The 16,401-nt window shown below is 70.8% G+C and carries 6 protein-coding genes; all 6 read right to left on the reverse strand.

Features of this window, described 5'->3' with window-relative positions:
- Positions 1-155: 155 nt before the first annotated feature.
- The 6 genes from A3AG_RS0120450 to A3AG_RS0120475 all read right to left on the reverse strand — a co-directional run bounded on the left by A3AG_RS0120450 (position 156) and on the right by A3AG_RS0120475 (position 16,343).
- Positions 156-2,699, reverse strand: a complete 2,544-nt coding sequence (locus A3AG_RS0120450; RefSeq protein ID WP_018007219.1) for a glycogen/starch/alpha-glucan phosphorylase — start codon at positions 2,697-2,699, stop codon at positions 156-158.
- A 120-nt stretch (positions 2,700-2,819) separates the two neighbouring features.
- Positions 2,820-5,069 (reverse strand): 4-alpha-glucanotransferase, encoded by a 2,250-nt coding sequence (malQ, locus tag A3AG_RS0120455; RefSeq protein WP_018007220.1) that lies wholly within the window; start codon positions 5,067-5,069, stop codon positions 2,820-2,822.
- A complete protein-coding gene (gene glgX / locus A3AG_RS0120460) occupies positions 5,066-7,261 on the reverse strand; it encodes a glycogen debranching protein GlgX (protein ID WP_018007221.1) in 2,196 nt (731 codons plus the stop codon). Before glgX ends, malQ begins: the two co-directional genes overlap by 4 nt.
- Positions 7,258-9,528 carry a 1,4-alpha-glucan branching protein GlgB gene (gene glgB / locus A3AG_RS0120465; RefSeq protein ID WP_018007222.1) on the reverse strand — a complete coding sequence of 757 codons (2,271 nt, stop codon included), beginning with the start codon at positions 9,526-9,528 and terminating at the stop codon, positions 7,258-7,260. Before glgB ends, glgX begins: the two co-directional genes overlap by 4 nt.
- Positions 9,525-12,878 (reverse strand): maltose alpha-D-glucosyltransferase, encoded by a 3,354-nt coding sequence (gene treS, locus A3AG_RS0120470; protein WP_018007223.1) that lies wholly within the window; start codon positions 12,876-12,878, stop codon positions 9,525-9,527. Before treS ends, glgB begins: the two co-directional genes overlap by 4 nt.
- 21 nt (positions 12,879-12,899) lie before the next feature.
- Positions 12,900-16,343, reverse strand: a complete 3,444-nt coding sequence (locus A3AG_RS0120475) for an alpha-1,4-glucan--maltose-1-phosphate maltosyltransferase (RefSeq protein ID WP_026164338.1) — start codon at positions 16,341-16,343, stop codon at positions 12,900-12,902.
- Between the last annotated feature and the right edge of the window lie 58 nt (positions 16,344-16,401).

Consider the following 16,401-nt stretch of genomic DNA (forward strand, 5'->3'; position numbering starts at 1 on the left):
GCGCAATGCGAACTCCATGCCAGCAGAACGGCGCATTCGCGGCGCCACCGGCAAGCCCGCAGCCCAGCGCGGCGCGGGCTTTGTTACCTGTGGCATTGTAGAAACTACGCTGCGCCTTGCGCCGATGCCATCGGTGCAGGCAACGGTTGCGCGCCTCAGGCTGCGCGCGGCCCGCTCGTGCCGGCTTCCACCTGCCAGGGTTCGCCGCTGGCGCGGTGCAGCAGCCGCACCGGCACCGGCGCGACATGCCAGATGCGCTCGCAGTATTCGCGGATGGCACGGTCCGACGAAAAACGCCCCGAGCGCGCGCACGACAGCACCGACATGCGCTGCCAGCGCGCCGGGTCGGCATACGCGGCCGATACCTGCTGCTGGCAATCGATATAGGAGGCGAAGTCCGCCATCAGCAGATAGGGATCGTGCCCATGCTGCGGCTCGAACAGCGGGCGGAACAGGCCGGGCTCGCCCCGCGAGAAGAAGCCCTGCTGCACCAGGTCGATCACCGCGCGCAGCTGCGGGTTGCTGTGGTAATAGGCGGCCGGGTCGTAGCCGCTGTCGCGCAGCGCATAGACCTCGGGCGCGGTCAGGCCGAAGGGAAAGAAGTTGTCGTGGCCCACCGCTTCGCCCAACTCGATATTGGCGCCGTCCATGGTGCCGATATTCAGCGCGCCGTTCATCGCGAACTTCATGTTGCCGGTGCCAGAGGCTTCCTTGCCGGCCAGCGAGATCTGCTCGGCCAGGTCCGCCGCCGGGTAGATGCGCTGGCCGTAGGTGACGTTGAAGTTGGGCAGGAACACCACCTTGAGCCGGTCGCGCACCTGCGGGTCGCGGTTGACCACGTCGGCCACCGAGGTGATGAAGCGGATCATCAGCTTGGCATAGGCGTACCCGGGCGCGGCCTTGCCGCCGAACAGGAAGGTGCGCGGCTGGATCTGCGCGCCGGGGTCGGACTTGATGCGGTGGTACAGCGCAATCACGTGCAGCACCGCCAGGTGCTGGCGCTTGTATTCGTGGATGCGCTTGACCATCACGTCGAACATGGACGAGGGGTCGACCACCACGCCGGTGGTGTCGCGCACCAGCTGCGCCAGGTCGGTCTTGTTGGCGCGCCGCGCGTCCTGCCAGGCATCGCGAAAGCCGGCGTCTTCGGCATACGGCTCGAGCGCGCGCAGCTGCTCGAGGTCCGAGATCCAGCCATCGCCGATCGCGTCCGATACCAGCCGCGTCAGGCGCGGGTTGGACAGCGCCAGCCAGCGCCGCGGCGTCACGCCGTTGGTGATGCTGGTGAACTTCTCCGGCCACATCTCGTAGAAGTCCTTGAGCACGTCCTCGCGCATCAGGCGCGAGTGCAGCTCGGCCACGCCATTGACGGCATGGCTGCCGACGCACGCCAGGTTGGCCATGCGCACATGCCGCTGGCCATGCTCGTCGATCAGCGACAGCCGCGCAAGGCGCGATTCGTCGCCGTAGAAGCGAATCCGCACCTCGTCCAGGAAGCGCGCGTTGATCTCCAGGATGATCTCGAGGTGGCGCGGCAGCACCCGCCCGAACAACGGCAGCGGCCACTGCTCCAGCGCCTCGGGCAGCAGCGTGTGGTTGGTATAGGCGAAGGCGCTGTGCGTGATGTGCCAGGCCTCGTTCCAGGGCAGGTCGTGCTCGTCGACCAGCAGCCGCATCAGCTCGGCGATGCCCACGGCGGGGTGGGTGTCATTGAGCTGCACCGCGAACTTCTCGTGGAAGCGCGTCACCGGGATGCCGTCGACCGCGAGCAGCCGCAGCATGTCCTGCAGCGAGCAGGCGACGAAGAAATACTGCTGCTCGAGCCGCAGTTCCTTGCCCTGCGAGGTTTCGTCGTTGGGGTAGAGCACCTTGGTCAGGTTCTCGGAGGTCACCTTCTTGCTGACTGCGCCAAGGTAGTCGCCGCGGTTGAAGGTGTGGAAGTCGAACGCCTCGGTTGCGTCGGCGCGCCACAGCCGCAGCGTGTTCACGGTGTTGACGCGGTAGCCCAGGATCGGCGAGTCGAACGGCACGCCGACCACGGTCTTGGCCGGGACCCAGCGCACGCGATAGTGGCCGCGGTCGTCGGTGTAGTGCTCGGTGTGCCCGCCCAGGCGCACCTGCACCGCCCATTCGGAGCGCTGGATTTCCCACGGGTTGCCGTTGCGCAGCCAGGTATCGGTCTTCTCCACCTGCATGCCGTCCATGATGGTCTGCTGGAAGATGCCGTACTCGTAGCGGATGCCGTAGCCCAGCGCGGGGATCTCCAGCGTCGCCAGCGAATCCATGAAGCACGCCGCCAGCCGGCCCAGGCCGCCGTTGCCGAGGCCCGGCTCGACTTCCTGGTCGAGGATGCGGGCGAGATCCAGTCCGGCCGCCTCCATGGCCTCGCAGACCTCTTCGAAGATGCCGAGGTTGATCAGGTTGTTGCCCAGGTGCGGGCCCATCAGGAATTCGGCGGAGAGGTAGGCCACCGTGCGCGAGGGCTGGCCGAGGTAGGCTTCGGCGGTGCTGATCCAGCGCTGCACCAGGCGGTCGCGCACTGTATGCGCGGCGGCCTGGTAGAGGTCGTTCTGGCTGGCGTGCCCGGGCAGCTTGCCCTGGGTATGGAACAGGTGGTCGAGAAAGGCCTGGCGCAGGCTGGCGCCGGACAGGGCGGTGCGGGTGTCATCGGCATGCTCGGGCCGGATGGCTTCGTTCATGGCGGGGCTCCTGCGCATGGGCGTGGGTCAAGCTTAGCGGATCGCAAGGCGGATGCACGATCGATGCGGAAGGTGGTTTCGGACACGGCACATTTGCGCGGCGGGTGGGGCGCGTGGCCCTCATGGCTGCGCCGGCGGATGGCGTGCGCCGGGGCGGATGCCACGCCATGCGTCGGCCCGCGCGCGCAGCACGGGGGTGCCGAACCACGCACCCACGTCGGTATCGAGCCGGCGCTGCCAGTTAGGATGGCCGCTGGTGGTGCCCGGCAGGTTAGGCTGCTCGGCCAGGCCCAGCAGGTCTTCCACCGGCAGCAGCCGCATCGCGGTGCGCGCGGTGCCCAGCCAGGCCAGCACCGCGCCCAGCGGAGCCTGGTCCGGCGCGGGGACGGCGCCGCTGCATAGTCCGGCGTCGCACAAGGCCTGCCACAGCGCCACGCGCTCGCGCGCGCGGCCGGCCTGCGCCTGGGCCAGGGTTTCGCCCGGCGCCAGCAGCTGCAGCCGGTCGCGCCACGCCAGGTCCTGGCCGGCCCACCAGCCGGCGACGGTGGGCAGGTCGTGCGTGGTGGTGGTGGCAATGGCATCGGCGGGCCAGGCTTGCGGCGGCAGGAACGCCGCGGCCTCGGCTTCCTGCCCGGCCAGGTTGCCGGCATCTTGCGTCGCCTGCTCCCGAGCGTCGTCCTGTGCGGGTGCCTCGCGCTGGAACCACAGCACGTCGATGCCCAGCACGCCGCGCGCCGACAGTGCCGCATTCAGTTCCGGCGGCACCGTGCCGAGGTTTTCGCCGATGATGATGGTGCGATGCCGCCACGACTCCAGCGCCACCAGCCGCAGCAAGTCCTGCAGCGGATAGCGCAGGTAAGCGCCGTCGCTGGCCGGCGCCCCGGCCGGCACCAGCCACATGCGCGCCAGGCCCAGCACGTGGTCGATGCGCAGTCCGCCGGCGTGGGACAGGTTGGCGCGCAGCATTTCCAGGAACGCCGCGTAGCCGTGCCGGCGCAGTCCCCGCGGCGAGAACACCGCCACGCCCCAGTCCTGCCCGAGCGGGTTGTACAGGTCCGGCGGCGCGCCGGCATGGAAGCCGGCCAGGGTTTCCGGCTGGCGCGTCCAGGCCTGGCTGCCGCCGGGATCGGCGCCGACGGCGAGGTCGCGGATGATGCCGATGGCCATGCCGGCATCCCGCGCCGCGCGCTGCGCCCGCGCCAGGCCGTCGTCGGCCAGCCATTGCAGGAAGGCGTGGAAGGCCACGTCGTCTGCGTGAGACTGCGCGAAGGCGGCCACCGCGGCATCGGCCGGGGAGCGCAGCGTGACCGGCCAGCAGCGCCAGTCCGGCGCGGACTGCCGGTGGTTGCCGTTGGCGCTGTCGCTGAGCCGGTGCGCCTGGATCGCCTCATAGCAGGCATGCGCATGCAGCGCCGTGCCGCCACGCGTGCGGAAGGCGGCATAGTCGTCCAGGGCCGCGCGCGGCAGCAGGGTTTCGCGGCGTTGCCACAGCCAGCGCAGGATGGCATAGCGCAGCGGCGCCAGCGCGATCCAGTCGATCTCGCCGCGGGCGTCGAGCGCCTGCAGCGTGTCGCCCGCGCCCAGGCCGGCGATGGCGGCGTCGACTGCCGCCTGGCCGAACACCGTGGCAGGGTCGGCATAGAGCGGGTTCAGGAACAGCCGGCTGGACGGCGCATACGGGCTGTAGCGCTCGGGCAGCGCGGCGAAGGGCGCATGCAGCGGGTTGATGGCCATGGCGTCGGCGCCGGCGCGCGCGGCGCTGGCGCAGCCTTCGGCCAGCGCGGTCAGGTCGCCCATGCCGCACGCCGCGCCGCGCCGCAGGCTGTAGAGCTGCACCGCCAGGCCCCACGGCGGCGAGCGCGCGCTGTCGCGGTCGCCCTTGCCGCGGCCGGCATGCCGCAGCGCGTCGGCGACGCCGTAGCAGCGCCGCGGCGCCACCGCCAGCGTGGTATGGCCATCGCCCAGGTCCAGCCGGTGGTAGCCGCAGACATCGATGGCGGGCAAGTGCATCAGCGTGGCGTCGGCACCCGCGCCGCGCACCGCGGTGCCGGCGATGATCGCGCCGTCTTCCAGCGTCACGCGGTAAGCGCGCTGCGGCAGGGTATGTGGCCACGGCACCACGACCGGCTGGCCGCGCTCGGCGGTCACCAGCGGCGGCAGCGCATGCGCCGCGTCGTCGGCGGCCAGCCACGCGTGCGAGGCGGCGCACTGCCCGGGGCTGCCGCAGGGCAGGCCCAGTCCTTCCAGCACGCGCCGCAAGGCCGCGTCGCCGACCTCGCGCGGCTGGTCCCAGGCGTCGGTCCAGTGCGGCTGCAGGCCGGCGCGCAGCGCCAGCGCCTGCAGCGGCGAGGGCGTGCCGGCGCGGCTCACGCGAGGTCCTCCCGCGGCGCGGGCGCCTGCGCGGCCAGCAGCACCAGCGAGTGCGCGGCGACCGCCTGGGTCTCGCGCACCTGGGCCGCAGCCAGTTCGGCATCGCTGGCCTCGGGCCGGCTGCTGTCGAACAGCAGCGCCCACGGCAGCGCGGGCTCGGGCAGCTGGAAGCTGGCGTCGCTGTCGCCGGCGTTGAGCAGCAGCAGGGTCACCTGCACCGCGCGCGCATCGCCCGGCGCGGCCTGCGCCAGCGTACCCAGCATCGGGCGTTCCGGCTGTGGCGGCGCGGCCGCGCGCCGCAGCGCCAGCGTGCGGATGTCCGGATCGGCCCATTCCTCCGGCGTGGGCGGCTTGCCGTCGGTATCGAACCAGGCGATGTCGGCGATGCCCGGTGCCGGTTCCTCGCGCCCGTGGGCAAAGCGGTCGCCGCTCAGCGCATGAAGCCTGCGCCGCAGCGCCAGCAGCCGGCGCACCATCTGCTGCATCGGCTGTGCGCCGGGCGCCTGGGCCTGCTTCCAGTCCAGCCACGACAGCTCGTTGTCCTGGCAGTAGGCGTTGTTGTTGCCGGCCTGGCTGCGGCCCCATTCGTCGCCGGCGGTCAGCATCGGCGTGCCTTGCGCCAGCAGCAGCGTGGCCATCAGCGCCTGCGCCACGCGGCTGCGGCGCAGCAGGATCTCGGCGTCATCGGTGGGCCCTTCGACGCCGCCGTCCGGGCTCCAGTTGGCGCTGGCGTTGTCGTCGGTGCCATCGCGGTTGTCTTCGCCGTTGGCCTCGTTGTGCTTGGTGCTGTAGCTGACCAGGTCGGCCAGGGTGAAGCCATCGTGCGCGGTGATGAAATTGATGCTGGCCCACGGGCGCCGGTGGCGGCGGTCGAACAGGTCGGCCGAGGCCGCCAGGCGCGCCGCCATCTCGCCGCGGTGCCCGGCGTCGCCGCGCCAGAAGCGGCGGCTGACGTCGCGGAACTTGTCGTTCCACTCGGCAAAGCCGGGCGGATGGTTGCCGAGCTGGTAGCCGCCCGGGCCCAGGTCCCAGGGCTCGGAGATCAGCTTGACGCGGCTCAGCACCGGGTCCTGCATCAGCGCGTCGAAGAAGCCCGAGCCCGCGTCGAAGCCGTTGCCTTCGCGCCCCAGCGTGCTGCCCAGGTCGAAGCGGAAACCATCGATGTGGTAGCACTGCACCCAGTAGCGCAGCGAATCCAGCACCATCTGCAGCACGCGCGGGTGCGACAGGTTGAGCGTGTTGCCGCAGCCGGTGTCGTTGATGTAATGGCGCTCGTTGCCGGGCATCAGCCGGTAGTAGCTGGCGTTGTCGAGTCCGCGCCAGCAGACCGTCGGCCCCAGTTCGTTGCCTTCGCAGGTGTGGTTGTAGACCACGTCCAGGATCACTTCGATGCCGGCGGCATGCAGGCGCCGCATCGCCACCTTGCACTCCTGCAACTGTCCGGTGCCGAGATAGGCCGGCTCGGGGGCGAAGTACGACAGCGTGTTGTAGCCCCAGTAGTTGCGCAGGCCGCGCTCCAGCAGGAAGCGGTCCTGCAGGATGGCGTGCACCGGCAGCAGCTCGATGGTGGTCACGCCCAGCTGCACCAGGTGGTCGACGAAGCGCGGATCGCACAGCGCGGCGAAGGTGCCGCGCAGGTTGGGCAGCAGGTCGTCGCGCAGCATCGACAGCCCGCGCAGGTGGGCCTCGTAGATGACGGTGGCGGGCCAGGGCACGGCCGGCGGCCGGTCGTCGCCCCAGTGGAAGCTCTCGTCCACCACCACTGCCTTGGGCATGGTCGGCGCGCTGTCGCGGCGGTCCGGCGTGAGGTCGGCGCGCGCGCTTTGCAGCCGGTAGCCGAACAGCGCGTCCGACCAGCGCACCGGGCCGCTCAGCTGGCGCGCATACGGGTCCAGCAGCAGCTTGTGCGGGTTGAAGCGGTGCCCGTGGCCGGGATCGTAAGGGCCATGCGCACGATAGCCATACAGCGTGCCCAGCGCCGCGTTGGGCAGGTAGCCATGCCAGATCTCGTCGGTGCATTCCGGCAACGGCAGCCGGGCCAGTTCCTTGCGGCCGTTGTCGGAGAACAGGCACAGCTCGATGCGCGAGGCGTGCGCCGAGAACACCGCGAAATTGACCCCCAGCCCGTCCCAGTGGGCGCCCAGCGGAAACGGCTTGCCGGGCAGCAGCCGGTCAGCGAACTGGCGCGTCATGTCGCGGCGCCTTCGATGCCTTCACCCTGGTCGAAGCGCAGCACCAGCGTGGCCAGCGGCGGCAGCGTCAGCGCCAGCGAAGCCGGCTGCCCGTGCGAAGGCACGTCGATGGCCGTCACGGCGCCGCCGTTGCCGACGTTGCCGCCACCGTAGACGGCAGCATCGGTATTCAGGCATTCCCGCCACGTGCCGGCATAGGGCACGCCGATACGGTAGCCGTGGCGCGGCACCGGCGTCATGTTGACCACCGCCAGCACCACCTCCTGGCTGTCCGCCCCCGCGCGGCGCAGCCAGGCGAACACGCTGTTGTGGTTGTCGTCGCCGACCACCCACTGGAAGCCTTCGGGGCTGTGGTCCAGCGCATGCAGCGCGGGCAGCTCGCGGTAGAGGCGGTTCAGGTCGCGCACCAGCGTGTGCATGCCGCGGTGCATGGGCTGGTCCAGCAGCGCCCAGTCGAGTTCGCCATCGTGGTTCCATTCCTGCCACTGCGCCAGCTCGCCACCCATGAACAGCAGCTTCTTGCCCGGATGCGCCCACATAAAGCCGTAATAGGCGCGCAGGCCGGCAAAGCGCTGCCATTCGTCGCCCGGTACCTTGCCGATCATCGAGCCCTTGCCGTGCACCACCTCGTCGTGCGACAGCGGCAGCACGAAGGCCTCGGACCAGGCGTAGACCAGGCCGAAGGTCATGTTCTGGTGGTGCCAGGCGCGGTGGACCGGCTCATGGGCCAGGTAGTGCAGGGTGTCGTGCATCCAGCCCATGTTCCACTTGAAGTCGAAGCCCAGTCCGCCGCTGGCCACGCTGGCGGTCACGCCCGGCCACGCGGTGGACTCTTCGGCGATGGTCAGCGCGCCCGGGCAGCGTTCATGGACCACCGCGTTGAGTTCGCGCAGGAAGTCCACCGCTTCGAGGTTCTCGCGGCCGCCGAAACGGTTCGGCACCCACTGGCCGGGCTGGCGGCTGTAGTCGCGGTAGAGCATGGAGGCGACCGCGTCGACGCGCAGGCCGTCGGCATGGAAGTGCTCGAGCCAGTGCAGCGCGCCGGCCAGCAGGAAGCCGCGCACTTCGTTGCGGCCCAGGTTGTAGATCAGCGTGTTCCAGTCCTGGTGGAAGCCTTCGCGCGGGTCCTGGTGCTCGTACAGCGCGGTGCCGTCGAACTGCGCCAGCCCGTGCGGATCGGTGGGGAAGTGCGCCGGCACCCAGTCCAGGATCACGCCGATGCCGGCCTGGTGGCAGCGGTCGATGAAGGCGGCAAAGGCCTGCGGTGGTCCCAGCCGCGCGGTGGGTGCGTACAGCGACAGCGGCTGGTAGCCCCAGGAGCCGCCGAACGGGTGCTCGGTGATGGGCAGCAGCTCGATATGGGTGAAGCCCAGCTCCTGCACGTAGGGCACCAGCCGGTCGGCCAGCAGGTTCCAGCCATGCTGCGCGTCGTTGGCCGCGCGCAGCCACGACAGCACGTGGACCTCGTACACCGACATCGGCGTGCGGTACGGGTCGCACTGCTGGCGGCGGGCCAGCCAGTCGTCATCGTGCCAGCTGAACGGGGGCGCGCCCTGGCCGGGACCGGTGACGACCGAGGCGGTGGCGGGCGGCGGCTCGGCGGCCAGCGCCAGCGGGTCGGCCTTGTCGGGCAGTTCGGTGCCGTGCGGGTCGAGCAGGTCGTACTTGTAGCGGCTGCCCGGCTGCGCGCCCAGCGCGGCGGGAACGAACAGCTCCCAGATCCCGCTGGGATGGCGCAGCCGCATCGGATGCCGCGCCGGGTGCCAGCCGTTGAAGTCGGCGATCACCGAGACCCGCCGCGCATTCGGCGCCCACACCGCGAAGCGCACGCCGTCGATGCCGTCCACGCGCTGGCATTGCGCGCCGAGGCAGGCGCCCAGCTCGAAGTGCCGGCCCTCGGCGATCAGGTGCAGGTCCAGTTCGCCCAGCAGCAGGCCGAAGGCGTAGGGGTCGGCGCTGCACTGCTCGGTGCCGTCGGACCATTGCACGCGCAGCCGGTAGGCCGCGGCGCCGGTGCCCGTTGCCCGCGGCAAGCGCGCGGCGAACACGCCGCCGCCATGCAGCCGATCCATTTCCGCCAGCGGCGCGCCACCGGCATCGGCCAGCTGTACGGACGCCGCCCCGGGCAGGCAGGCGCGCACCAGCGTGGCATCGCCATCCGGATGCGGCCCCAGCACGCCGAACGGGTCGGGGTGGCGGCCGCCCAGCAGGGCATCGAGTTCATGGGCGGGCAGGTTGCCGTCGGCGGTGCTGGCGGGAGCGCTCATGCCGCTTCTCCGGTCGAGACCAGCTTGCGCAGCAGGCGGGCCAGCCCGCTGGCCGGCAGGTCGATCCACGCGACCCGGTTGGCGGCTTCGTATTCGACTTCGTACGCCGCGCGTTCCAGCAGGAACAGGTCGAGCAGGGGCTGCAGCTGGCCGGGCGCCACCCATGGCACGGGCGCGGCTTCCATGTGCTGGCGGTAGCAGCTCAGGAAGGCTTCGTTGGCGGTGGTGCGGAAGCGCTCCAGCAGCACCGCGCGCCGCTCCGCCAGCTGCGGCGGCAGTTCGCTGTGGGTGCGTTCGCTGCGGTCGGTGCCGACCGTGGCGGCGGCATAGTCGAGCGAGCGCAGCAGCCCCGCCACGTCGCGCAGCGGCGAGGTCTTGCGCCGGCGCCAGTCCAGCGGCAGGCCGGGCTCGCCTTCGAAGTCGACCAGGTAGGTGTCGTTCTGCGCGATCAGCACCTGGCCCAGGTGGAAGTCGCCGTGGATGCGGGTCTGCAGGCTGCCGGGCGCCGCGGCGGCGAGCTTGTCGACCAGTCCCGGCAGCGCATCGCGCGCCGCCATCAGGGTTTGCACATCGGCCTCGAAGGCCGGCGTCGCCAGCTCGGCGGCAGGCGCCGCCTGCAGCCGGCTCAGGGCGCGTTGCAGCGCCTCCATCGCCTGCCCGCCCCAGGCGCGCGCATCGTCGTCGCTGGCCGGCAGCGGCGTGAAGGCGTCGTCGTCGGTGGGGCGCGCCAGCACCGCGTGCAGTTCGGCCAGCCGGCGCCCGAGCGTGCCGGCCAGCGCGGCGTAGCCGTTCATGGCCTCGGCGAACTCGTCCTCGCTGTCCTGCAACGGCAGCGCATCGTCGATGGCGCGGCCCAGGTAGTCGAGGGTCCAGTCCCAGCCGTTGCCCTGGTTCAGGATATAGCCCTGCAGCAGCATCATGGTATGCGGCACGCCGTCCGGCCCGGTGCGCACCACCTCGCCCAGCAGCGCCGCGGCGTGGGCATAGCCCTGCGCGGTCAGGTAGCGCGTCATCTCGGCTTCCGGGTGGATGCCGCCCGAGAGCCGGCGCACCAGCTTGAGCACGGCGGTGTTGTTGTACGACAGCGAGCTGTTGGACTGCTCGGCCGACATGTATTCGATCGGGTCGCGCTCCAGTTCCAGCGCGGCCAGCCCGGGCTCGGCGCGGAAGTGGATCAGGTCGTGCCCGGCATGCACCTGCAGGTCGTTGCGCAAGGCGCGCACCACCTCGCGCGCGAACGGCTCGACCACGAAGCCGTCGGTGGCCAGCCCGACGCGGCTGCCCTGGCGCACGCGCGCCATCGACAGCCCGTGCGCCAGCTGCGAGACCCCGTCGGCGCTTTCGCGGTCCCACAGGATGCCCACCGGCAGCTGGTAGCGCTCGGTGCGACCGGGCAGCCCCACCTCGACCTCGCCGAGGTAGATGTCCTCGCCGCCGCTGCCGCGCGCAAACGGCAGCAGGTAGGCCAGCGCGACGCACTCGATGCGCTCGTGCTTGGCGCCGAACCAGCGGCGCCGGCCGATGTAGTGCGGCAGCACCTCGCTGGCCATCAGCCGGCGCGAGGCCTCGGTCAGTTCGGGCCGGCCCGTGTTCTGCATCACAAGGGTGATCTGGTCTGGCATTTGTTCGGGCGCCTCCACGTGCCACGACGGCGGCTGCGCCTCGTCGCTCAGCACGAACCAGTAAAAGCCATAGGGCGGCAGCGTCAGCAGGTAGGTCAGGGTACCGATCGCCGGGAACGGCGTCGCGCCCATCATCTCCACCGGCACGCGGCCGTTGAACGCGGACAGGTCGAGCTCCACCGCCTGCGGCGCGCGCGACAGGTTGGCCACGCACAGGATGTGCTCGCCCTCGAACTCCCGCAGGTACGCCAGGATCTTGCGGTTGCCGGGAAACAGGAAGCGCAGCGTGCCGCGGCCGAAGGCGCGGTGCTTGCGCCGCAGCGCCAGCATGCGCCGCATCCAGTTCAGCAGCGAATGCGGATCGCGCGCCTGGGCCTCGACATTGACCGCCTCGTAGCCATACAGCGGACCCTGCAGCGGCGGCAGCACCAGGCGCTCGGGATCGGCGTGCGAGAAGCCGCCGTTGCGGTCGGGCGACCACTGCATCGGGGTGCGCACGCCGTCGCGGTCGCCCAGGTGGATGTTGTCGCCCATGCCGATCTCGTCGCCGTAGTAGATCACCGGCGTGCCCGGCATCGAGAACAGCAGGCTGTTCATCAGCTCGATGCGGCGGCGGTCGCGTTCCATCAGCGGCGCCAGGCGGCGGCGGATCCCCAGGTTGATGCGCGCGCGCCGGTCGGTGGCGTAGACCTCCCACAGGTAGTCGCGCTCGCTGCTGGTCACCATCTCCAGCGTCAGCTCGTCATGGTTGCGCAGGAAGATGGCCCACTGGCAGTTGGGCGGCACCTCCGGGGTCTGGCGCATGATGTCGGTGATCGGGAAGCGGTCCTCGCGCGCGATCGCCATGTACATGCGCGGCATCAGCGGGAAGTGGAACGCCATGTGGCATTCGTCGCCCTCCGGCTCGGGCCCGGTCAGGCCGAAGTACTGTTGCGCGTCCTCCGGCCACATATTGGCCTCGGCCAGCAGCATGCGGCCGCGGAAATGCTGGTCCAGGTGGGAACGGATGGCGCGGATGACGGCATGGGTCTCGGGCAGGTTCTCGTTGCTGGTGCCTTCGCGCTCGACCAGGTAGGGCACCGCGTCCAGGCGCAGGCCGTCGACCCCCATGTCGAGCCAGAAGCGCATCACCGACAGCACTTCGTTGAGCACCTGCGGGTTGTCGAAGTTCAGGTCCGGCTGGTGCGAGTAGAAGCGGTGCCAGAAATACGCCCCCGCCACCGGATCCCAGCTCCAGTTGGACTTTTCGGTATCGCAGAAGATGATGCGGGTCCCGGCGTAGGCCTGGTCATGGTCCGACCACACGTAGTAGCGGCGCGCCGCCGAGCCTGGCTTGGCCTTGCGCGCGCGCTGGAACCACGGGTGCTGGTCCGAGGTATGGTTGATTACCAGCTCGGTGATCACGCGCAGTCCGCGCGCGTGCGCCGCGGCGATAAAGCGCCGCGCGTCGGCCAGGGTGCCGTAGTCGGGGTGGACGTTGCGGTAGTCGGCGATGTCGTAGCCGTCGTCGCGGCGCGGGGACGGATAGAACGGCAGCAGCCATACCGTGTCGACGCCCAGGTTGACCAGATAGTCGAGCTTGCCGAGCAGCCCTGCGAAGTCGCCCACGCCATCGCCATTGGCATCGAAGAAGGACTTGATGTGCAGCTGGTAGATGACGGCATCCTTGTACCAGAGCGGATCGGCGTTGAGCAGGGCGGCGCTGGCGGTTTCGGTAAGGCGTTTCATCCGTGTCTCCACGTATGCCTGTCAGGCGCCGTGCGGGTCGGTCGAGACCGGCGCAGCAGGTGGGCGGGGGGCGGGACGTTCCAGCGGCTGCACGTGCCAGACCGCGAACGGCAGTTGCGCCGGGTCGAGCCGGATGCGCTGGTGCTTGCCGCGCAGCGTGAAGCGCTGGCCGCGCATCAGGTCCTGCACCGCCAGGCCGGCCTGGTCGGGCAGGCCCCATTCCCACAGCGGGATTTCGATATCGGCATCGTGCGCGGTGCGCGGGTCGAGGTTGATCGCCACCAGCAGCACGTCGTCGCCGAACAGGTAATCGGTGCCCGGCACGAAGCGCGCGAACCACAGCACCGCGTCGCTGCCGGCATGGTAGAAGCGCAGCCCCAGGTGGTTCTGCAGCGCGGGGTGTCCGGCACGGATCTCATTGAGCCGCGAGATCTCGGCGACGATATTGCCCGGCTGCTGCCAGTCGCGCACGCGCAGCTGGTATTTCTCGGAGTCCAGGTATTCCTCGCGCACCTTGCCATCGAGCACGAAGGGCGCGCTCTCGCACAGTTCGAAGCCGCTGTACATGCCCCACAGCCCGGACAGCAGCGTCGCCAGCGCCGCGCGGATCAGGAAGGCGGGGCGGCCGCCGTGATGCAGGAAGTAGGGGTTGATGTCGGGCGTGTTGACGAAGAAGTGTGGCCGGAAGAAGTCGCGCAGCGGGGTCTGCGTCAGCTCGGTCAGGTATTCGGTCAGCTCCCACTTGGTGTTGCGCCAGGTGAAGTAGGTGTACGACTGGCTGAAGCCGAGCTTGGCCAGCCGCGCCATCATCTTGGGCCGGGTGAAGGCCTCGGCCAGGAAGATGGTGTCGGGGTGGCGCGCGCGCACGTCGGCGATCATCCATTCCCAGAACGGCAGGGGCTTGGTGTGCGGGTTGTCGACGCGGAAGATGCGGATGCCGTGGTCGGCCCAGAACATCACCACGTCGCGCAGCGCCTGCCACAGCGCGGCACCGGCCGGCGGCGCGGCGTAGAAGTCGACGTTGACGATGTCCTCGTACTTCTTGGGCGGGTTCTCGGCGTAGCGCAGCGAGCCGTCCGGACGGTGCGCGAACCACTCCGGATGCTCCCGCAGCCACGGATGGTCGGGTGAGCACTGGATCGCGAAGTCCAGCGCCAGCTCCAGGCCGTTGGCCGCGGCGGCGTCGATCAGCCGGCTGAAATCCTCGAACGTGCCCAGCTCCGGATGCAGCGCATCGTGGCCGCCTTCGGCGCCGCCGATGGCGTAGGGGCTGCCGGGGTCGCCCGGCTCGCTGCGCAGGCTGTTGTTGCGGCCCTTGCGATGGGTGCGGCCGATCGGGTGGATCGGCGGGAAATACAGCACGTCGAAGCCCATCGCGCGGATCGCGGGCAGGCGCGCGATGACGTCGTCAAAGGTGCCATGGCGCTGCGCGTCGTTGCTTTGCGAGCGCGGAAACAGCTCATACCAGCTGGCGAAGCGTGCCGCCAGCCGGTCGGCCTCGACCGGCATCGCCACCGGGTGGCGCGACGCGAACGGCCGTCCGGCCGGCGTCTGCATCACGGCGTGCATGGCCGCGGCGGTGCGTTCGGACAGCAGCAGCTGCAGGCGCCGTTCGTCATCGCCGGCGGCGGCGGTCAGCTCGTCGACGATGGCGGAGAGTTCGTCGTTTGCGGCGGACTGCTGGCTGCCCTTCTTGCCGGACTTGCGGCCATTACCCGCCTTGCCGTTGCCCGCTTTGCCATTTGCCCTTGGCCGCAGCAGCGCATCGGCCACCAGCCGCGCGCCTTCCTCGATCTCGAGCGCGACGTTGAGTCCCGCCGCGCGCTTCTTGCCGATCTCGTCGAGCCAGCTGGCGAAGGTGTCGCGCCAGGCCTCGACCGTGAATTCATGCCGGCCCAGCGCTACCAGCGGGAAGCTGCCTTCCCAGCGGTCGTTGATGCCGGGCTGCATCGGCGTTTCGCGCCATTCGCTTTCGCCCGGCGCGCGCCACAGCACCGCCGCGGCCAGCTTGTCGTGGCCATCCATCCAGATATCGGCGCTGACGTCGACGCGCTCGCCCACCACGCGGCGCACGGCGAAGCGGCCGGCATCGCAGGCGGGCTCGACCCGTTCGATGGCGATGCGCGGCGCCTCCATGGCGGCGACCACGCTGTCCAGGCCCGTTACCGCCAGGGTTTCGTGGCCGTGCGGCGGGGTCGCGTCGGGCCGCGGCATGCCGGGCCGGCTCAGCGGCACCGGCGGCACTTCATACAGGCGGATGTCGGCCGGCGCCAGCGTGATGCTGGACAGCGCATCGAGGCGGCTGGTGCCGTCGATGGTGCCGCCCGGACCGCCAGCGGCCGGCTCCAGGCGGGCGCTGGCATGCGGCATGGCACTGAGCACGCGATCGGCGCCAAGGCTGGCCGGTTCCATCGGATCGGGGTTGAGCACCACCGCCAGCGCGGGACCGGCGTCGGGCACGGCCGGATCATCGCGGCGGGGCGCCGCACCGGATCCGATACCATGGCCGTCGGGGGCGGGCAGGCGTGCCAGCACGGTCAGCGGCGCGTCGGGGCCGCTTAGCAGGCGCACCGCCAGGGCGGGCGCGGGGTCGCGCGCGGCCAGCCAGGTGTTGGCCTCGAGCACTTCATGGGTGATGTCGTAGGGCACGCCGTCATGCGCGGGGCCGTCGGGGGCCAGCGGATCGCGCGCCTGCGCGCCGCCGGTCTCGAATCCCGCCGGCACCAGGATGCCGTCGCCGATCGCCGCGGCAGTCCACAGCGCGCGGCGCGCGCTGAGCGCGTCATGGCGCGACGGCGCCAGCGCCGGCGCCGCCAGCACCCGGCCGAGGCGGCGCAGCCGCGCCATTTCCTCGGTCAGCCAGGCGCTGCGGTAGTCCCACCACGGCAACGAGCAGAAGGCGCCGTCGAAGCCGGCGGGCGCGAGTTCGTCCAGCTGTGCCGGCGTCAGCCCCGGGGTCCAGGCGAGGAAGCGCGGCGTGCCGCGCGCCGTTTCCGGCACCGCATCGCCACGCAAGGTCGCCAGCAGTGCGGACCAGCACTGGCCCGGCACGCGTGCCGGCGCCCGGCAGCAGAAGCCGGCCGCGCCCGCGGCCCACGCCAGGCGCAGCCGCGCCGCCCACCATTGCACCAGCGCCTCGGCGATCTGCCGGTCGTGCCAGCGCAGGCGCGAGCCGGGGATGTGGTTGTCGGTCTCATGCGGCGCGAAGGCGGGCGCCGCGGTATCGATCCAGGCTGCATCGGGAAGGTCGTCGGTCCCGGCGGCGCCGTCCGCCATATAGCGGTCGAGTGAGATATCGAGCAGAGGGGCCAGCCCATGCCGGGCGCACGCCGCGAGCGTGTCGTCCTCAGGCAGGTGCGGCCAGCCGCCGATCAATACGTGGTCGAACCCCAGCGCCGCCACGCGTTGCAACGCATGCTGATCGGCTTCGGGCGTTCCGGTCAGGTCGATCTGGCAGATCCGCACATGTCCTCCCGGTGTTTCGCTCCGGCGGAGCAACAAAAATCCCGGAGCGGCGCCTTGC

This window comes from Cupriavidus neocaledonicus (assembly GCF_000372525.1).
GTDB lineage: Bacteria > Pseudomonadota > Gammaproteobacteria > Burkholderiales > Burkholderiaceae > Cupriavidus > Cupriavidus neocaledonicus.

Coding starts and splice junctions, on each gene's coding strand:
- glgB (WP_018007222.1), bottom strand. CDS start 9,528: ATGAGCGCTCCCGCCAGCACCGCCGACGGCAACCTGCCCGCCCATGAA.
- glgX (WP_018007221.1), bottom strand. CDS start 7,261: ATGACGCGCCAGTTCGCTGACCGGCTGCTGCCCGGCAAGCCGTTTCCG.
- A3AG_RS0120450 (WP_018007219.1), bottom strand. CDS start 2,699: ATGAACGAAGCCATCCGGCCCGAGCATGCCGATGACACCCGCACCGCC.
- treS (WP_018007223.1), bottom strand. CDS start 12,878: ATGAAACGCCTTACCGAAACCGCCAGCGCCGCCCTGCTCAACGCCGAT.